This is a genomic window from Rhizobium sp. TBD182, assembly GCF_001950375.1.
In the GTDB taxonomy this organism is placed as follows: domain Bacteria; phylum Pseudomonadota; class Alphaproteobacteria; order Rhizobiales; family Rhizobiaceae; genus Agrobacterium; species Agrobacterium tumefaciens.
The window spans coordinates 210357-228835 of sequence record NZ_BDLN01000007.1 but is presented as its reverse complement, the minus strand read 5'-3'; the positions used below and the strand labels follow the sequence as shown (position 1 = coordinate 228835).

Below are 18479 nucleotides of genomic sequence, written 5' to 3'. Positions count from 1 at the left end.
TCACGCCAATTTTGAATAATAAAAGTTCATATGGCCTGTTCTATCCTCAAAATAGGACCATAGCAATTTTTACGGCAATGATATTGTACACAGCAGAATGACAAGCGGCGAGCGGAGGACACGCTGCCGCTGACAGTCTGTCTTCAACAGCTTTTTCAGGATTTTCAGAATGGCCGATGGTGCAAGCAAAGCCGATGTAAACCCGCAGCAGACGGTGAACGGTATTTTCCAGAATTTTGCACCGCCCGTGCGCGAGCAGAGCCCGTTGCGCAAAGCAATTACCGCCGCTTACCGCCGCCCAGAGGAAGAGTGCCTGGCGCCTCTGATCGATGCTGCGACCGTCACGCCCGAGCAGGCCGCAGCCATTCGCACCACGGCAACCAAGCTGATCGAGGCGTTGCGCGCCAAGACGAAAGGCACCGGCGTCGAGGGGCTGGTGCAGGAATATTCGCTCTCCAGCCATGAGGGCGTGGCCCTGATGTGCCTTGCCGAAGCACTGCTGCGCATTCCCGACACCGCCACCCGCGACGCGCTGATCCGCGACAAGATCGCCCGCGGCGACTGGAAGTCCCACATCGGCGGCGGGCGCTCGCTGTTCGTCAACGCCGCAACCTGGGGTCTTGTCATCACCGGCAAGCTGACCTCGACGGTCAATGACAGCGGCCTTTCGGCGGCGCTGACCAAGCTGATCGCCAGGGCTGGCGAACCCGTCATTCGCCGCGGCGTCGATATGGCGATGCGCATGATGGGCGAGCAATTCGTGACCGGCGAAACGATTGGGGAAGCGATCAAGCGCTCGAAACCGCTGGAGGAACAGGGTTTCCAATATTCCTACGACATGCTCGGCGAAGCGGCGACCACCGCCAAGGATGCGGAGCGTTATTACAAGGACTACGAAAACGCGATCCACGCCATTGGCAAGGCCTCCGCCGGGCGTGGCATCTATGGTGGCCCCGGAATTTCCATCAAGCTTTCGGCCCTGCATCCGCGTTATGCCCGTGTGCAGGCAGAGCGGGTAATGGCGGAGCTTCTGCCGCGTGTGAAATCCCTGATGCTGCTCAGCAAGAAATACGATATCGGCCTCAACATTGACGCCGAGGAAGCCGACCGGCTGGAACTGTCGCTCGATCTTCTGGAGGAACTGGCGCTCGACAAGGATCTTGCCGGTTGGAACGGCCTAGGCTTCGTTGTGCAGGCCTATGGCCGCCGCTGCCCCTTTGTTCTCGACTACATCATCGATCTCGCCCAACGTGCCGGTCGCCGCATCATGGTGCGTCTTGTCAAGGGCGCCTACTGGGATGCGGAGATCAAGCGCGCACAGGTGGACGGGCTGGAAGACTTCCCGGTCTTCACCCGCAAAGTGCACACGGATGTCTCCTATATCGCCTGCGCCCGCAAGCTGCTTGCCGCGCGTGACGTCGTGTTCCCGCAATTTGCGACCCACAACGCCCAGTCCATGGCTACCATCTACCATCTCGCTGGTCCGGACTTCAAACTCGGTGATTACGAGTTCCAGTGCCTGCACGGCATGGGCGAACCGCTTTACAGCGAAGTCGTCGGCAAGAAAAAGCTCGATCGTCCCTGCCGCTTTTATGCGCCTGTTGGCACCCACGAGACGCTGCTTGCCTATCTCGTCCGCCGTCTGCTGGAAAACGGCGCGAACTCCTCCTTCGTCAACCGCATAGCAGATCCCGCCGTGCCGGTGGCTTCCCTGCTGGAAGATCCGGTCACCGTGGTCAAGGCTTACCCCGTTCCCGGCGCACGGCACGACCGCATTGCTGCACCCGCTGGTCTCTTCGGCCCCGAACGGGCAAATTCCGCCGGCCTCGATCTTTCGAATGAAACGGCACTTGCCGCGCTGGACAACGTCCTTAAGGCAGGTGCGACGACGGAATGGAAAGCCGCAGCACCGCATGCAGGCGGAAAGACACGCCCGGTCCTCAATCCCGGCGACCACAATGATGTCGTCGGTTATGTAACCGAACCGACAGAGGCCGATGTCGAAGCGGCAATGCAACGGGCCGCAGCCTCCAACTGGTCTTCCACGCCGGTCGAGGAGCGCGCCGCCTGCCTGGAGCGCGCTGCCGACCGGATGCAGGCCGAAATGCCGGCCCTGCTTGGCCTCATCATGCGCGAGGCCGGAAAATCCATGCCGAACGCCATTGCCGAGGTGCGCGAAGCGATTGACTTCCTGCGTTATTACGCAGCGGAAGCCCGGAAGACCTTCAAGGCCAACGAGACACCGCTCGGCCCGGTCGTCTGCATCAGCCCGTGGAACTTCCCGCTTGCCATCTTCATCGGCCAGGTAACGGCAGCACTGGTTGCCGGTAATCCGGTACTGGCAAAGCCCGCCGAAGAAACCCCGTTGATCGCCGCGCAGGGGGTACGCCTGCTGCATGAGGCAGGCGTTCCGCAGGACGCCGTGCAGCTTCTGCCAGGTGACGGCAAGACCGGTGCGGCACTAGTCGGCTCAGCGCTCACGGCGGGTGTGATGTTCACCGGATCCACTGAAGTGGCGCGGCTCATCCAGGGTCAACTCGCAGGCCGGGTTCTCGCAAACGGCCAGCCCGTTCCCCTGATTGCCGAGACCGGCGGCCAGAACGCCATGATCGTCGATTCCTCAGCGCTTGCCGAGCAGGTCGTCGCCGACGTCATCGCCTCTGCCTTCGACAGTGCCGGCCAGCGTTGCTCGGCGCTTCGCATTCTCTGCCTGCAGGAAGATGTGGCCGACCGAACCCTGACGATGCTGAAGGGCGCGCTGCACGAATTGCGCATCGGGCGCACCGATAGCCTTTCCGTCGATGTCGGCCCCGTGATCACCGCTGAAGCTAAAGGCATCATCGAAAAACACGTTGACAGCATGCGCGCACTCGGCCACCGGATCGAGCAGATTTCGCTTGCCGGCGAAACCGGCAAGGGCACCTTCGTGCCACCGACAATCATCGAGATGAAATCGCTCGCCGATCTTAAGAAAGAGGTCTTCGGGCCGGTGCTGCACGTCATCCGGTTCAAGCGCGACAATCTCGACCGGCTGATCGACGAGATCAACGCCACCGGCTATGGCCTGACCTTCGGCCTGCATACGCGTCTTGACGATACCATCCAGCATGTCCTGTCGCGCGTCGCGGCCGGTAATCTCTATGTGAACCGCAACATCATCGGCGCCGTGGTCGGCGTCCAGCCCTTTGGCGGGCGAGGCCTCTCCGGCACCGGCCCCAAGGCGGGCGGTCCGCTCTATCTCGGCCGCGTCACACAAACCGCGCCGAAGATCGACCGCGTTGCCAGCCAGCAGGACCAGGCGGCTGTCGATCTCGCCCGCTGGCTGGATGAAAACGGCCAGAGCGTTGCAGCCGAAGCCGCAAGACAGGCCGCAGCCCTATCCGGCCTCGGTTTCGAAACCGAACTGGCAGGCCCAGTCGGCGAACGCAACGTCTATGCGCTGCATCCGCGCGGCAAGGTGCTGCTTATTCCGGCCACGGAGCAAGGGCTCTATCGCCAGCTTGCGGCAGCGCTTGCCACCGGCAACTCGGTCGTTATCGATAATGCGTCGGGGCTGGAAAAGTCGATCTACGGATTGCCGGCAACCGTCACCTCGCGCATCACATGGGCTGACAGCTGGGAAAAATCCGCACCGTTCGCCGGCGCGCTGATCGAGGGCGATGCGGAACGTGTCGTTGCGATCAACAAGAAAATCGCCGCCCTGCCCGGTCCTCTGGTTCTGGTTCAGGCCGCCACGACGGAAGCGCTTGACCGTGAAACCCAGCCCTACAATCTCGACTGGCTGGTGGAAGAAGTCTCCGTCAGCGTCAACACAACGGCTGCCGGCGGCAATGCCAGCCTGATGAGCATCGGCTGATTATCTGGTTCCGGCAGGGTCTCGACCCTGCCGGTCCATCACATCACCCACCGATTTCACCACGACCGAAAAGCTGGTTCAGAACCTGCTCTTCAAGCCGCGCGAATTCCGGGGTGCCGTGTCGGCGCGGACGCGGCAGTTTCACATCGAGATCAAGGGCGATGCGCCCCTCATCAATCACGACGATGCGGTCTGCAAGTGCGACGGCTTCCGAAACATCGTGCGTAACGAGAACGGCGGTGAATTTCTGCTTGCGCCAGATGCGCTCCAGCAGAAGCTGCATTTCGATGCGGGTGAGCGCATCTAGCGCCCCGAGGGGTTCATCCAGCGCCAGAATTTGCGGATGCGCCACCAGCGCGCGTGCCAGCGCCACGCGCTGCTTCTGGCCTCCAGACAGGACATAGGGCCACTCGCCCGCCCGGTCCTTTAGCCCAACCTCTTCGAGAATGGCAAGCGCCTGCTCGTTCGCCGCCTCACCTTTGGCGATGCCGGTCAGGCCCACGGATGCATTGTTTGCGATGCGCTCCCATGGCAGAAGGCGCGGCTCCTGAAACATCATGCGAGTGCGGCTCGATGCGTCTTTCGAAACGGTGCCGCTTGTGGGCGCATCAAGACCGGCCAAGATACGCAGAAGCGTGCTCTTGCCGCATCCACTCTTGCCGATAATAGCCAGAAACTCGCCTTCCCGCACATCGAGATCGATGCCGCGCAGAACCGGTTTATCGCCAAAGGTCTTTGTCACATTGCGGAAGCTGAAAGCGACCTTGCTGTCGTTCTGCTTGCCGCGCTGTTCAACCTTGGTCTCTGCCCCGGAAGGGGAGGATGATGGGGCATCGGGGCGTCTCAACGTCGTAACATTGCTGGTCGACATGGGTTACCTCAGACTTTCTTGAAGGCTGGATGCCACTGCAGGAAGATGCTTTCGAGGAAGCGGGCGAAACTGTCCGCCAGCTTGCCAAGAAGCGCGTAAATAAGGATCGACAGCACGACGACATCGATCAGCAGGAACTCGCGCGCCTGCATGGCCATGTAGCCGAGGCCGGAAGAGGAGGAAATTGTTTCCGCCACGATAAGCGTCAGCCACATGATGCCGAGCGCATAACGCAGGCCGGTGAAAATGGACGGCAGCGCGCCGGGCAGGATCACTCGCCGGAACAGGGTGAAGGGCGACATGCCATAGGTACGCCCCATCTCCACCAGTTGCGGATCGACCCCCTGAATGCCGAGCAGCGTGTTGATGTAGATGGGGAAAAACACTCCGAGTGCCACGAGGAAAAGCTTTGCCTCCTCGTCGATGCCGAACCAGAGGATGACGAGCGGAATGAGCGCCAGATGCGGGATGTTGCGGATCATCTGCAGCGTCGTGTCGGTAAAGCTGCGGGAAAACCGCGACAGTCCGTTGGCCAGCCCGAAGATGAAACCAATCGCGCCGCCAACGGCGAAACCGGCCAGAGCGCGAGCGGAGCTGACACCGATATTGGCGATGAGTTCCCCTGAAAGCAAAAGCCGCCAGAAGGCTTCCGCGACGGCAGAGGGAGCCGGCAGGACGTTTGCCGAAATGAGACCGACGCGGGCAGCAAGCTCCCAGCCGGCAAGAATGATGGCAGGAAGCAACCAGCCCGTGATGCTTCCAGCCTCGATACGCCTTCTGATGCTCATCGCGAAGCCCTCCGTATCCGGGATCAGTTGGTGGCGCCTGACCAGACGGCATCCTTGATGCTGATCTGCTTAGGGATCAGGCCCAGGCGATAAAAGCGGTCGGCAGTTTCCTGCTGGCTGGCAATGATCTTGTCATCGATTTTCGAAATACCGAATTCCGAACGGTTCGCAGCCAGCGTCTGCGCTTCCAGCGGTACACCTGTCACCTCATGCAGGGCTGCCGCAACCTTGTCGCGGTTGGCGGCGGACCATTTGGCCGCCTCGCCCAGGGCATCAAGCGTGATATTGATGGTGTCGGCATGGGATTTGGCATAGTCGCGGTTGGCGAGGAAATAGGTGCTCACGTTGAGAACCTCGCTGGTGCGGGCCAGAGTGACGGGCTTATAGCGGGTCTCGGCAATTGCATAGAACGGATCCCAGACGGCCCAGGCGTCGATCTTGTCGCTGGCAAAGGCTGCCGCCGCGTCAGCAGGGCTGAGATAGACCACGTCGATATCGCTAAATTTCAGGCCGTTCTTCTCAATTGCCGCCACCAGCAGATTGTGGGCGCTTGTGCCCTTGCCGACGCCGACCTTTTTGCCCTTCAGATCGGCAACCGACTTTATACCGCTCTCGGGCTTGGTGAAGATCGCCTCACCCTTACCGTTCGAGGGAAGAGCCGCAACGTAAACGATGGCCGAACCGGCCGCCTGACCGAAGATTGGCGGCGCATCGCCCGTCCAGCCGACATTGATGGAGCCAACATTCAAGGCCTCCACCAGCGGTGGGCCTGCGGTGAATTCGACCCACGAAACCTTGACGCCCTTGGCCTCAAGCGCCTTTTCGATGACGCCCTGTTGCCTCGCGATCACCGGCAGGCCGGTTTTCTGATAACCGATCTTCAGCTCTTCCGCCGCCTGCGCCTGCAAGGGCAGAACGGACAATGCAGCGACAACAAGAAAACTGGCGGAGAGGGCACGACGGGTAATGGCTGGCATTTTAGCTCCTTGTCGCCGACCCCTGGGGCCGGTTTGCGATATGGAGCAATGCTAGGGTTTTCGATGAAAACGATAGAGAGAGGATAATTCAATATCAGCGATATTGCGGGAATAAAATTCCGCAGAGACGCCTCTTTCCCGCAAATCATCGCAGGAGGCATTACCAAGCCTGCTTAACAGACGAATGCCGGTGCGGACTGGCCGCACCGGCATGATGGATCAATATCGCTATCGAACGCGCAAACTTGCGAAGCGATTTACTCGATATCGAAGGAAACGCCCTGCGCCAAAGGCAGCGCCTTGGAGTAGTTGATGGTGTTGGTGGCGCGGCGCATATAGGCCTTCCATGCATCCGAACCAGATTCGCGGCCACCGCCGGTTTCCTTTTCACCACCGAATGCGCCGCCGATTTCCGCGCCCGAGGTTCCGATATTGACGTTGGCGATGCCGCAATCCGAGCCTTCCGAAGACAGGAAACGTTCCGATTCCTGAATGTCGCGGGTGAAGATCGACGACGACAGACCAGCGGCAACGGCGTTATGCGCGTCAATCGCCTGATCGAGATCGCTGTACTTCATCACATAAAGGATCGGCGCGAAGGTCTCTTCCAACACCGGCCCCGCCTGTTCAGGCATTTCGACAAGTGCCGGCTTTACATAATAGGCATCCGGCGCACCCGTATCCACTCGCCCGCCGCCATTCACCACGCCGTCATGCGCCTTGGCCGCTTCGAGCGCCTTCTGCATGCCGTCGAAAGCCGCCTTGTCCACCAGCGGTCCGACAAGCGCCGATGTTTCGAGCGGATTGCCGACGGATACGGAGGCGTAGGCCTTTTTCAGACGCGGCACGAGCTGGTCGTAAACACTGTCATGCACGAAGAGACGGCGAAGCGTGGTGCAGCGCTGGCCGGCCGTGCCCATGGCGCCGAAGGCAATGGCGCGCAGCGCCATGTCGAGATCGGCAGACGGGCAGACGATGCCGGCATTGTTGCCGCCCAGTTCCAGAATGGCGCGGGCGAAGCGCTTCGCCAGACGCGGGCCGACATCGCGGCCCATGCGGGTGGAACCGGTTGCAGAAACCAGGGGAACCTTGGGGTTGTCCACCAATGCTTCACCAACGGCGCGGTCGCCGATCAGAAGCTGCGACAGCCCTTCCGGCGCATCGCCAAAACGGGCTACGGCACGTTCGAAGATGCCCTGAACCGCAAGTGCCGTCAGCGGGGTCTTTTCAGATGGCTTCCAGACCACCGAATTGCCGCAGACTAGCGCGAGTGCCGCGTTCCACGACCAGACCGCGACCGGAAAATTGAAAGCGGAGATAACGCCGACAACGCCGAGCGGATGCCAGGTTTCCATCATACGGTGGCCGGGGCGTTCGGTGGCGATGGTGAGGCCGTAAAGCTGGCGGGACAAGCCGACCGCGAAATCGCAGATATCGATCATCTCCTGCACTTCGCCGAGACCTTCGGACGGGACCTTGCCCGCTTCCAGCGAGACGAGCCGACCGAGATCTGCCTTGAAGGAGCGCAGTTCTTCGCCCAGAAGCCGGATCAGTTCGCCACGGCGCGGAGCAGGCACGTTGCGCCAAATCTTGAAGGCGGCATCGGCCTTGTCGACCACGGCTGCGACACCCTCGACCGAAATGGTCTTGAGGCTTGCGATCTGTTCACCCGTTACCGGGCTGAACGACGCCATATCGCCGCCGTTATAAAGATCGCGGGCGACGCCCATTCTGTCGAGCAGGGCCGCGGCTTCCTGTTTCACGTCAAGCTTCGTGGTCGCATCCATGTCAAATTATCCTTTTTGGCTCAAAGGGGAGGAAAGGCCGTTTTTGATACGGCGCTTTCAACTCCCGTCGCTGTTCTTTCCCCGAATTTATCATTTTGTGAAACGGCGCCTCCGTCGAAGCCGGCAAAACACCATTCCATTCTTTCCCGTAATCATATATGGCCATAATGACCCTTTTCCAATGAGGAAAGCGGGTAAGTTGATGCGAGAATGGTATGGATCCGCGCAGAAGACTGGTCCCTGATATCGTAACCCTGCAAGCATTCGAGTGTGCCGCAAGGCATGGGAATTTTACCCGTGCGGCGGAAGAACTCAACCTCACGCAAAGTGCGGTCAGCCGGCAGATCGGCGAACTCGAGGCGCAGACCGGAATGCAGCTTTTCGAACGCATCCGCCGGCGCGTCGTCCTGTCGGAAGCGGGTCGCAAATTCCTGCCAGACGTGCGGCGCCTGTTGCAGCAATCCGAACAGCTGATGGTGCGCGCGGTCTCGGCCGGAACATCTCATGCATCACTTTCCGTCGCCACCCTGCCAACCTTCGGCAGCCGCTGGCTGATGCCGCGTCTGCACCGCTTCATCGACGCCAACCCGGAAATGACCATCACCATCGGCTCGCGCTCGCACCCTTTCGATTTCGATGAGGAAGGTTTCGACCTCGCCATCCATTACGGCCAGCCGGTCTGGGCGCACGGCACCTGCACCTTTTTATGCAACGAAGTGATCGTGCCGGTCGCCAGCCCCGCTCTGCTTCAGCGCGCGGGAATGAGAGAGCCGGAGGATTTTAACCGACAACCGTTGCTGCACGTGACCACACGGCCGAAACTATGGACTGAGTGGCTGGAGATGAATGGGGTAACGGCGGAGAATGCCTATAGAGGCAGCCGTTTCGACCAGTTTTCGATGATCATTGAAGCAGCCATAAGCGGCATTGGCTTTGCCCTTCTGCCGAAATATCTGATCGAGGCGGAACTCGTCTCCGGCCGTCTCGAAATCGTCTTCGACATTCCACTGCAAACCGACAAGAGCTATTATGTTGCCCTGCCGGAAGGGCGGCAGGACAATGTCCTTGCCCGCGCCTTCCAGGCATGGCTTCTCGATCAGGTCGGCAAGCCGGCCTAGATATTCACACAGTGCCGCCGATGGAAACCTCGTCAAGCCCCGGCAGATCGGGGCCGACCGGCACGATCCGGGTCGGATTGAGCGCCTTGATCGAATAATAACCGCGCTTGATGTGGTCGATATTGACCGTGTCACGCACGCCCGGAATGTTTAGCACCCGCATCATATAGGCCTGCAGGGCCCGGTAGTCGGCAATGCGGCGAAGGTTGCACTTGAAGAGGCCGTAATAGGCGGCATCGAAACGCACCAGCGTCACGAAAAGCCTGACATCCGTTTCCGTCAGGCGATCGCCGAAGAGGAAGGGACCGCCTGATGCCAGGCGAGTTTCAAGTTCCTGAAGTGTCGCGAAGACGTCGGCAAAGGCTTCCTCATAGGCAAGCTGGGTGGTGGCAAAACCGGTTCTGTAGACACCGTTGTTGAGGCGGGGATAGATATGGTCGTTGAGCGCATCAATCGCGTCCCGCAGATCTTCCGGATAAAGATCGATGCCGTTATCGGCCAGATCGCCGAAACCGGAATTCAGCATGCGGAGAATGTCGGCGGATTCGTTGTTGACGATGGTTTTCGTCTTCTTGTCCCAAAGAACCGGAACGGTGGCACGGCCGGTATAATGCGGATCGGCGCTGGTATAGGCTTCGTGCATATAAGCGAAGCCGTTCAGCCCGTCGCGATCCGAACCTGGATAATCGCCGAATTTCCAACCCTCGTCGGAGAGCGCCGGCTCCACAATTGAGACCGAAATGACATCCTCGAGCTTCTTGAGCTTGCGACCGATCAGCGTGCGTGAGGCCCATGGACAAATCAGCGCGACATAGAGATGATAGCGCCCAGCCTCGGCCTTGAAACCGCCCTCTCCCGTCGGGCCTGCTGAACCATCAGACGTTACCCAGTTGCGGAAGCCGGATGTCTGGCGAACGAAACCACCCTTCTTGTCGGTCGCCTGCACCGGGTGCCATTCGGCGGTCCACTTTCCATCCACGAGCATTTTGGGCTCTCCATTCATCTATCGATGAAAAGCTTATGGGGCCGTCTGCACCCACCCCACAAGCCGCGCTTCGGTTGACGCACTGTTGCCGATCGATGGATGACTTCAAAGCCGATTGCGGAAAAACGGATTCCAGCGAACTGTGCCGAGCCTGACCCTTTCGCGGATCATCGTCAGAAGTCCCGATGCGGCGATGACACCCAGCCCAAGCACCGCGATCGCATCCGGATATTCGTGGAAGAAAGTCATGCCGATCGCCACGGCCCAGAGGATCTGAGAATAATGCGAGGGTGCAATCTGGCTGGCCGGCGCGATACGTGTTGCGACGAGCAGCGTTATCTGTCCCGTCGCCGTGCAGAGGCCGATGAAGGCAAAGGCGGCGAACTGGTGCAGATTGGGCATGACGAACTCGGGAATCGAGGCAATGCCGTTGAAGGTGAGGCCGTAGACCAAAAGCACGCCCATTATCGAGGTGCGCTTCTCCTTGCCCGCAAGCGAGCGGAGCAGCACGATGGTCATCGCCGCCAGGAATGCGACACCGATGGCTGCGACGTGCCCGAGTTCCAGCGCCTTGAAGCCGGGCCGCACGACGAGCAGAACACCGACGATGCCGGCCAGAACGGCCGCCCAGCGCCATGGCCCTATATCTTCCTTCAATACGACAGCCGACAGCACTGTCACAAACAACGGTGAGAGAAAGATCAGCGCATAGGCTTCGGCCAGCGGAATGGTGGTGAAGGCATAGATACCGAGAATACCGGCGAACAGGCCGGAAATCGCCCGCCCGTGCACCGCAAACGGACGGCTCATGCGCCAGAATTCACGCCACCTTTCCTCACGCGGCTTGCTGAAGAAGATGAAGATGCCGGAAAACAGGATGCTGAAAAAGCCGATCTCGAAAACGCTGATCTGTGATCCAAGCGACTTGATCGTGGCATCGCCCAGGGAAAAGGTCGCATAAGCGAACAGACCGAGCAGAAAACCCTTTTGCATTTGAACTTCCCCGAACAGCGACCGCAACGCAAAGCGCACCCCGGCCGCTTAAAGCAACCCGGACGCCCCTTAAGGGACAGACAGTCTGGCAGATTTGATCCTCACCCTATGGCTAGACCCGGCTACCTATGAGTGCAAGCCGCAAAAGCCGCAAAAACACCCGATCCGACCGCATCGATGCAGATGGCCGCAAGGTGCGGCAAATTTGTCCCGTCGACGCCATCATATCACCGTCACGGAAAGAGGTTAGCCCGTGTTGATCGTGGCGCTTGGCGGCAAGCGTGAAGGCGGCTAAACAATGTGGTGTGATTGCACCCGCTGATTTCGCCTGAAGCTTGCTGCGCGAACATCGCCTCACGAACCGAAAGGAAGAAGAATGCGGATAGTGATGATCGGTGCCGGTTATGTCGGCCTTGTTTCCGGTGCGTGTTTTGCCGATTTCGGCCATGACGTGATCTGCGTGGACAAGATGCCGGAGAAGATCGAAGCGCTGAAAAGCGGCCATATCCCGATCTTCGAACCGGGTCTGGAGGTCATCGTTGCCAACAACGCCAAGGCGGGCCGATTGAGCTTCACCACCGACCTCTCCTCCGCGGTTGCCAATGCCGACGTCGTCTTCATCGCGGTCGGCACGCCCTCGCGGCGCGGCGACGGCCACGCCGATCTCGGTTATGTCTATGCGGCGGCGAAAGAAATCGCCCATTCGCTTGACGGCTTCACCGTCATCGTCACCAAGTCCACCGTTCCCGTCGGCACGGGGGACGAGGTGGAACGCATCATCCGCGAAGAAAACCCTTCGGCCGATTTTGCCGTGGTTTCCAACCCGGAATTTCTGCGGGAAGGCGCGGCCATCGAGGATTTCAAGCGACCGGACCGCATCGTCGTCGGTCTTTCCGACGAGCGCGCCCGCCCGGTGATGACGGAGGTTTACCGTCCGCTCTATCTCAACCAGTCGCCTTTGCTCTTCACCACCAGGCGCACTTCGGAACTGATCAAATATGCCGCCAACGCCTTTCTGGCGATGAAGATCACCTTCATCAACGAAATGGCGGATCTGTGCGAAAAGGTCGGCGCCAATGTTCAGGATATTTCGCGCGGCATCGGCCTCGATGGCCGCATCGGCGCGAAGTTCCTGCATGCCGGTCCGGGTTATGGCGGCTCCTGTTTCCCCAAGGATACGCTGGCGCTTGCCAAGACCGCACAGGACTATGACGCCCCTGTGCGGCTGATCGAGACCACCATTGCCATCAACGACAACCGCAAGCGCGCCATGGGCCGCAAGGTCATCAACGCGGTGGGCGGCGACGTGCGCGGCAAGAAGATCGCGGTCCTTGGCCTGACCTTCAAGCCCAATACCGACGATATGCGCGACAGCCCGGCGATTGCCATCATCCAGACCCTCCAGGACGGCGGCGCCAAGGTGGTCGGCTACGATCCGGAGGGAATGGTGAATGCCCGCCATGTGATCGAGGATATCGACTATGCAAGCGGCCCCTACGAGGCTGCCGAAGGCGCCGATGCCGTCGTGATCGTGACGGAATGGAACCAGTTCCGCGCACTCGATCTGCCGCGCCTGAAGGCCATCATGAAAAACCCCGTTCTGGTGGATCTACGCAATATCTACCGCACGGACGAGGTCACCGGGCACGGCTTCGTTTATGCCGGCATTGGCCGCCCACACGACAGCAGTTCCGACAAGGGCCAATAGCGGTTTCGCCTTCGAAGTTTCATTAAAACGGTTTTTGCGCTTCGGTTCGGCCGCAAACGCACCAACGGATTTGGGATATAGTCATCATGCGTTATCTGGTTACCGGCACCGCGGGCTTCATCGGTTTTTACGTTGCCAAACGGCTGCTCGATGCCGGCCATTTCGTAACCGGTTTCGACGGCATGACGAAATATTACGATGTCAGCCTGAAAGAAAAACGCCATGCGATCCTTTCCCGCTCCAACGGTTTCAGGGCGGAAATCGGCATGCTGGAAGACACGGATGCGCTGAAGCGCGCGGCAGAGGCTGCCGAACCGGAAATCATAATTCACCTCGCCGCGCAGGCGGGTGTTCGCTACAGCCTCGAAAATCCACGCGCCTATATCGATTCCAATCTCATCGGATCGTGGAACATGCTGGAGCTTGCCAAGAACCTGCGTGTCAAACACCTGATGCTGGCTTCAACTTCCTCCATCTACGGCGCCAATGAAAAAATTCCCTTTGCGGAAAGCGACAAGGCCGACGAGCCGATGACGCTTTATGCGGCCACCAAAAAATCGATGGAATTGATGGCGCACAGCTACGCCCATCTTCACAAATTGCCCACCACAGCCTTCCGTTTCTTCACGGTTTACGGACCGTGGGGACGGCCGGACATGGCGCCAATCAAATTCGTCGACGCCATCTCGAACGGCGAGCCGATCGATATTTACGGCCAAGGCAATATGAGCCGCGACTTCACCTATATCGATGACCTCGTTGAAGGTATCGTCCGGCTGAGCCAGGTCATTCCGTCCGAGGAAAACCGGGTAACTGAGGAAGGCGTCACCGACACGCTGTCGCACCACGCACCCTTCCGCATCGTCAATATTGGCGGCGGCCAGCCGGTAGAGCTGATGCACTTTGTCGAAACGGTCGAAAAGACGGTCGGCAGGCCGGCAATCCGCAACATGTTGCCGATGCAGCAGGGCGACGTCCCCCGCACCTTCGCTTCACCCGATCTTCTGAGGGCCTTGACGGGCTATGTGCCGCAAACCCCGGTCGAGGAGGGCATCAAGGCCCTCGTCGCCTGGTATCGTGACATGCAGTCGACAGAGCTGCGCGAATAAATCAAAGCGTCGCTAGAAGACGATTTGAAAGCATACCGCCGGAGGCGCTCTGCATGGCGATCTTGGTTTCCACGGCTTCGATGATCGTATCGCTGAAATCGACATCGGTGAGGTCGCGAATGTTGGAGAGACCGCCGGGCGAAAACACGTTTACCTCCAGTATCTTGTCGCCGACAATATCAAGCCCGACCAGGAACATACCGTCTTCCACCAGCTTCGGCCGCATCATTTCGGCAAGCGCCACAATCTCGTCCGTCACCTTCACGGCCTCGGCAGTGCCCTTGGCGTGAATGTTGGAGCGCAGATCGCCTTTTGCCGGAACGCGGCGCAAAGCCGCATATTGTCCGTCGCGCATCAGAGGCTTGCCATTCATCATGAAGAACCGAATATCGCCATCCTTGGCGGCCGGCAGATAGGCCTGTGCAATCAAGTAACCTTCGAGACTGACCGCCTCGAAAATCTGGTTGAGATTGGCCTCCTTGCTGGAGCCGATCTTGAAGACGTTCTTGCCGCCTGAACCCTGCAGCGGCTTGACGATGACACCCTTAGGGTGGGTATCCGCAAATGCGCGTATTTCATCGACATTGCGCGAGATGATCGTGGTCGGGCGTACGATTTCCGGAAAGCTCTGGAAATAGAGCTTGTTCTGCGCCAGCGCCAATCCTTCCGGGTCGTTCAAAACCACAACGCCGCGCTGTTCTGCCAGCCGCCCGAACAGAATGCCGGCATGCACCGCCCATGGCCGCGTCGTCTGATCCAGCGAGGGATCGTTGCGCAGCATCAGCGCGTCGATTTCCTCTACATCCATGGTACGCCGTTCCAGTGCTTTGTCCTGAAGTGCCGCGTGAAAAGCATCGGCTTTCTTGTATTTGGCCTTCGGTAGAACGGTGGCGTGTACGGTCAGGCTATCATCCGAGCGCAAGGTAAAATCGCCAGGCGTCAGATACACCACCTCGTGACCGCGATTGAGCGCCGCCATGGCCAGCAGGCCGGTTGCGAAAGTAGGCCCCTCAGTTTCGATGGAATTGACGAAAAATGCGATACGCATAAGCCCCTCCTGTAATATTACAATGTCGCCAGTTCGGCGATGGATAATCCGGCCCGTATCTTTTCCAGCCGCTCATTGGCCTTGGCCGGCAGCAGAAAAGCGGGACGTACGCCCGGCGGACGCAAGAGGCCGCGCAAGGCAAGCTCCTGCATCACCGGGAAATGGGCAGCGGCAATCTTGCCCATCCAGAACGGATCGAGCGCGCCACCCTTGCGCAGATGCTCCAGCACCTCCGCAAGCCCACGCAGATAGATCGCGTCCTTGGAAAGACCGCCGCCACGATAGATGCGCAAAACCATGTTGAAGGCGCCAGCCTCGTCGAAACCATGATCGCGGGTCATAGTCCGGAACGTCTCAACAAAAGTCGCGCCGTCCAGCATGGCGGCGCAGCCGACGACACGGCCGGCGATCAGCCGCAGGCGCTCGCGCGTCATGCCGCCGGCCAGATGTTCCGCCAGCACTGCCAGCCCTTCCTGCACGCCCTCGTAACCGGAAAGGCCGGTGCGGAAGAGCCGGAGGCCCTGAAACGAACCGTTGAAATAGGTGAGGAGATGCACGCCGATCTCATGCGACAGCAGCGCCTCGACCCGGCGCTGTTCCATGACGGTGTGGCGAGAAATCAGGAGCTTCTCGCCCGTCACCATCAGGCCAGGCGGCAGGTCATCCCTGATCTCGACACGCGCCTTGAATTCCGGCTCCTCCGCCAGATAGGTCTCGATCATCTCGCGCGATTTTTTGGCGACCGCATAACAATCGACCATGGCGATTTCGCCGCTCTCATCCTTGCGTGGGCAATCGGCAAGCACCTTGAGCGCCAGCGTCAGAAGCGCGGGTTCGACGGCACCGTAAAGGGCGCGGGAGAAATCGGTGAAAGTACGGCGATGCAGATTGGCGAGCATGGTCAGTTGCAGATCGATCTCCTGCTGTTTCTCCCGGTAGAGATGATAAAGCACCGGGTCTTCCAGATGATCGAAAACGACGGAATAGAGCTTGCGTTTCTGCTCCTCGACGTCAACGCCGAGCGGCCGGTAAAGCAGGCGCGGCGCATATTGGAAGCTGCCATCGCGAAATTCCTCGAAGGCCCGGCGGGCATTGATCGGCGTCACGGACAGAAGAAAATCAAAGGACGAGACGATGTCGTCTATTGAACGATCGGCACGTCTGACGGCATCAACGAAGGCCTTGCGGCCGAGCGCGCGATGGCTGGTAACCTTGAGTGCATCTTTACCGGCAGCGAATGACGAGAAGGCCTGAAGGCCGGCATCGAAAATATCCGCAATCATCGTCTCGCGCAGGCCGGGATAATCGGCGCCGGATTCAGGCTGTCGGTAGATCGGCGCGAAACGCACGCTGATGCAGGGAAAATCAAGCCCGGCATTTTGAAATCTGAGGATCGGATCGGCATCCGGTTCGGGCCGGGTTATGCGGGGCGTGCGGAAACGCACTTCGGCATCACAAACCGCCTTAATGAAAACACGGCGTGCACTTTGCGTTTCCGGCTCAGATGTTGCCGAGACGGAAACCTCATAATGCGGCAGGAAAGGTGAATCGTCAGCGAGCAGAATGTCGTGTTCCAGTTCGCCGATATCGAGAACCATGAAGGCGCCGAAACGTTCGCGCATGGCCGTGCCGACGGCTGCAATCAGGGGTGCAGCCTCCTGAATGCTCGATGCGATCAGATAAGATGCATGCGCAGAGGCGATATCGCGGGCCGCAAGGTCCTTCGTGCCACCAGTCAGATGCAGGCAAAGAAACGGCAGCGGCCGGTCGATATGCAGCCGGCCGTTCTTTCCGACATCACGACGGACGGCTTTGCCAGCCTCAAGGCAGGCGACGACATCGTCTACCAGCTCGATAACCTGTAACGGTTCACCACGCGCCGAGGAGACGTTCATCGCCGCGCCCTCAGGCATTCTTCGAGAACCGGCTGAAGTGCGGTGATAGCGTCGCGAATATCGGAAACGACGCGCTTATCCGGCTTACCGGTCCACTCGTCCATGAAGAATTTCTTGAACTCCACTGCGATGGCGCAGCCGTTCTGCGCAAAACGCTCGTGAATAAACCGGGTCTGCTCACCCTTGCCCTGAAAGGCGACGTTCTCGCGTACATCAAGGCGGCGTCCGCCGATGGTGGCTGTCGCAAAATGATGGCCCACCGCACTGACGACGTCACTCCAGCGGCTGCGATCCATGGAAAATGTGCCGATATTGATATCAGGCGCTTCCGCCTGGGGCGTTTGCGGCGCTGTAGCGCCCTGCCGGCGATGATTGTAGCTGTGTATGTCCAGCACGACAAAAGCACCATGCCGCCGCTCGACGGTTGAAAGAACTGCTTCGAGCATTGCGTAATAGTCGGCATGAAAATCGAGCGATTGCCGGGTGGCCTCTTCCGGCGGCTCCTGTTTCCAGACCTCCAGCCCCCAGGATTGTTCCGGCTTCAGATAAACTGCCTGATCGGCGAACCGGTTGAGATCGATTTCGAAACGCGAATGGTGAACGACAATGCGGTTTGTCATTCCCGCGATCATCTCGCCGGTAAAAGGGTCTTCCTCTCTCAGCCGCTGGTCGGCGGAAAGAGCCATCAGCGAGGCTATGTCCGGGCGAATGAGATGACCATCATGAATGGCCGTGCCGATGATCGGTGAATTGCCGAAGTCGATCGACCAGAAACCCTTGTTTTCGTCGTTGCCGCGGCACTCGCCGTCACTGTGTCTGGCTGTCATGCTGCCTCCCCTGCATCTGGGCTAAAACAGCACGACTTGCCGGTTTGTTCCGATAAAAATTGCGCGCGATACATTTGTCCTTGGCAAGAATCCGCCTGAAAAAATGCGGAACCATACCGGAAAGCTCACGTTGTTCTGGCAGGAGGGCCGCCGTGTCAAACGGACACGATGGCGCTGAAGAACATCGGGATTTTTCCGTTTTCTCCCGGTGGCCAACGAAATGGCAGCCGAGCTTCTTACCCATCCGGCGCCCTCCGTCCCCGCTTTCCACGCACAAGGAGCCGCGACATGGAAAAGACCGAAACGCGTAAACTTGCAGAAGAATATCTGCGGCTCGGCGGCACCCGTCAGGTCATGATCGACGACAACAAGACCTTCGTGCGCCAATGGGAAGACGAACCGGCAGAAGCCGAGACCTTCTGGCAAACGAATATCGAAAAGCTCGATCCGGAGCGCCGTGAGGATGTGGAGTTTTTTCTGCCCTCCGTGAATTCGGACAAAGACGAAAACAGATAAA

At 59.4% G+C, this 18479-nt stretch carries 15 protein-coding genes; 5 read left to right on the top strand and 10 right to left on the bottom strand.

Annotated features, from left to right (window positions below):
- Positions 1-169: 169 nt before the first annotated feature.
- Positions 170-3856, top strand: a complete 3687-nt coding sequence (gene putA / locus T18_RS20225; RefSeq protein ID WP_004432057.1) for a trifunctional transcriptional regulator/proline dehydrogenase/L-glutamate gamma-semialdehyde dehydrogenase — start codon at positions 170-172, stop codon at positions 3854-3856.
- Positions 3857-3899: 43 nt separating this feature from the next.
- On the opposite strand, the gene T18_RS20220 is transcribed toward putA, so the two are convergent.
- The 4 genes from T18_RS20220 to T18_RS20205 form a co-directional block, all read right to left on the bottom strand.
- On the bottom strand, positions 3900-4727 hold the full coding sequence (locus T18_RS20220) for an ABC transporter ATP-binding protein (RefSeq protein ID WP_038494706.1): 828 nt from the start codon (positions 4725-4727) through the stop codon (positions 3900-3902).
- An 8-nt stretch (positions 4728-4735) separates the two neighbouring features.
- Positions 4736-5515, bottom strand: a complete 780-nt coding sequence (locus tag T18_RS20215; protein WP_004432039.1) for an ABC transporter permease subunit — start codon at positions 5513-5515, stop codon at positions 4736-4738.
- Positions 5516-5538: 23 nt separating this feature from the next.
- Complete coding sequence (locus T18_RS20210; protein WP_038494703.1) at positions 5539-6492, bottom strand: aliphatic sulfonate ABC transporter substrate-binding protein; 954 nt, start codon at positions 6490-6492, stop codon at positions 5539-5541.
- Positions 6493-6749: 257 nt separating this feature from the next.
- On the bottom strand, positions 6750-8279 hold the full coding sequence (locus tag T18_RS20205) for an aldehyde dehydrogenase family protein (protein ID WP_038494700.1): 1530 nt from the start codon (positions 8277-8279) through the stop codon (positions 6750-6752).
- Between the two features lie 215 nt (positions 8280-8494).
- Here T18_RS20205 and T18_RS20200 point away from each other — a divergent pair, with 215 nt between their 5' ends.
- Positions 8495-9397: a LysR family transcriptional regulator gene (locus T18_RS20200; protein ID WP_004432029.1), complete on the top strand. Its 903-nt coding sequence runs from the start codon at positions 8495-8497 to the stop codon at positions 9395-9397.
- Between the two features lie 4 nt (positions 9398-9401).
- Here T18_RS20200 and T18_RS20195 read toward each other — a convergent pair whose 3' ends face one another.
- Together T18_RS20195 and T18_RS20190 are read right to left on the bottom strand one after the other, a co-directional pair.
- Positions 9402-10382: a glutathione S-transferase family protein gene (locus tag T18_RS20195; RefSeq protein ID WP_004432027.1), complete on the bottom strand. Its 981-nt coding sequence runs from the start codon at positions 10380-10382 to the stop codon at positions 9402-9404.
- Positions 10383-10487: 105 nt separating this feature from the next.
- Positions 10488-11375, bottom strand: coding sequence for a DMT family transporter (locus T18_RS20190; protein ID WP_004432025.1), 888 nt, complete (start codon positions 11373-11375; stop codon positions 10488-10490).
- Positions 11376-11751: 376 nt separating this feature from the next.
- Between T18_RS20190 and T18_RS20185 the strand changes: the two genes are divergently transcribed.
- On the top strand, positions 11752-13083 hold the full coding sequence (locus tag T18_RS20185; RefSeq protein ID WP_035252640.1) for a UDP-glucose dehydrogenase family protein: 1332 nt from the start codon (positions 11752-11754) through the stop codon (positions 13081-13083).
- 86 nt (positions 13084-13169) lie between these two features.
- Complete coding sequence (locus T18_RS20180; protein ID WP_004432021.1) at positions 13170-14192, top strand: NAD-dependent epimerase; 1023 nt, start codon at positions 13170-13172, stop codon at positions 14190-14192.
- 1 nt (position 14193) lies between these two features.
- Here T18_RS20180 and T18_RS20175 read toward each other — a convergent pair whose 3' ends face one another.
- From T18_RS20175 to T18_RS20160, 4 genes are read right to left on the bottom strand one after another with little or no spacing between them, the layout of a single operon-like run.
- Positions 14194-15240 carry a glutathione synthase gene (locus T18_RS20175; protein ID WP_004432010.1) on the bottom strand — a complete coding sequence of 349 codons (1047 nt, stop codon included), beginning with the start codon at positions 15238-15240 and terminating at the stop codon, positions 14194-14196.
- Positions 15241-15257: 17 nt separating this feature from the next.
- Positions 15258-17135 carry a flavohemoglobin expression-modulating QEGLA motif protein gene (locus tag T18_RS20170; RefSeq protein WP_004432007.1) on the bottom strand — a complete coding sequence of 626 codons (1878 nt, stop codon included), beginning with the start codon at positions 17133-17135 and terminating at the stop codon, positions 15258-15260.
- On the bottom strand, positions 17132-17962 hold the full coding sequence (locus tag T18_RS20165) for an N-formylglutamate amidohydrolase (RefSeq protein WP_004432005.1): 831 nt from the start codon (positions 17960-17962) through the stop codon (positions 17132-17134). The genes T18_RS20170 and T18_RS20165 overlap by 4 nt, the downstream gene beginning before the upstream one ends.
- Entirely contained in the window at positions 17943-18206 is a 264-nt protein-coding gene (locus T18_RS20160; RefSeq protein ID WP_075807788.1) for a hypothetical protein, read from the bottom strand. The genes T18_RS20165 and T18_RS20160 overlap by 20 nt, the downstream gene beginning before the upstream one ends.
- Positions 18207-18250: 44 nt before the next feature.
- On the opposite strand from T18_RS20160, the gene T18_RS20155 reads away from it, so the two are divergent.
- Complete coding sequence (locus T18_RS20155) at positions 18251-18478, top strand: hypothetical protein (RefSeq protein ID WP_004431991.1); 228 nt, start codon at positions 18251-18253, stop codon at positions 18476-18478.
- The last annotated feature ends 1 nt before the right edge of the window (position 18479 follow it).

Coding starts and splice junctions, on each gene's coding strand:
- putA (WP_004432057.1), top strand. CDS start 170: ATGGCCGATGGTGCAAGCAAAGCCGATGTAAACCCGCAGCAGACGGTG.
- T18_RS20220 (WP_038494706.1), bottom strand. CDS start 4,727: ATGTCGACCAGCAATGTTACGACGTTGAGACGCCCCGATGCCCCATCA.
- T18_RS20215 (WP_004432039.1), bottom strand. CDS start 5,515: ATGAGCATCAGAAGGCGTATCGAGGCTGGAAGCATCACGGGCTGGTTG.
- T18_RS20210 (WP_038494703.1), bottom strand. CDS start 6,492: ATGCCAGCCATTACCCGTCGTGCCCTCTCCGCCAGTTTTCTTGTTGTC.
- T18_RS20205 (WP_038494700.1), bottom strand. CDS start 8,279: ATGGATGCGACCACGAAGCTTGACGTGAAACAGGAAGCCGCGGCCCTG.
- T18_RS20200 (WP_004432029.1), top strand. CDS start 8,495: ATGGATCCGCGCAGAAGACTGGTCCCTGATATCGTAACCCTGCAAGCA.
- T18_RS20195 (WP_004432027.1), bottom strand. CDS start 10,382: ATGCTCGTGGATGGAAAGTGGACCGCCGAATGGCACCCGGTGCAGGCG.
- T18_RS20190 (WP_004432025.1), bottom strand. CDS start 11,375: ATGCAAAAGGGTTTTCTGCTCGGTCTGTTCGCTTATGCGACCTTTTCC.
- T18_RS20185 (WP_035252640.1), top strand. CDS start 11,752: ATGCGGATAGTGATGATCGGTGCCGGTTATGTCGGCCTTGTTTCCGGT.
- T18_RS20180 (WP_004432021.1), top strand. CDS start 13,170: ATGCGTTATCTGGTTACCGGCACCGCGGGCTTCATCGGTTTTTACGTT.
- T18_RS20175 (WP_004432010.1), bottom strand. CDS start 15,240: ATGCGTATCGCATTTTTCGTCAATTCCATCGAAACTGAGGGGCCTACT.
- T18_RS20170 (WP_004432007.1), bottom strand. CDS start 17,135: ATGAACGTCTCCTCGGCGCGTGGTGAACCGTTACAGGTTATCGAGCTG.
- T18_RS20165 (WP_004432005.1), bottom strand. CDS start 17,962: ATGACAGCCAGACACAGTGACGGCGAGTGCCGCGGCAACGACGAAAAC.
- T18_RS20160 (WP_075807788.1), bottom strand. CDS start 18,206: ATGGGTAAGAAGCTCGGCTGCCATTTCGTTGGCCACCGGGAGAAAACG.
- T18_RS20155 (WP_004431991.1), top strand. CDS start 18,251: ATGGAAAAGACCGAAACGCGTAAACTTGCAGAAGAATATCTGCGGCTC.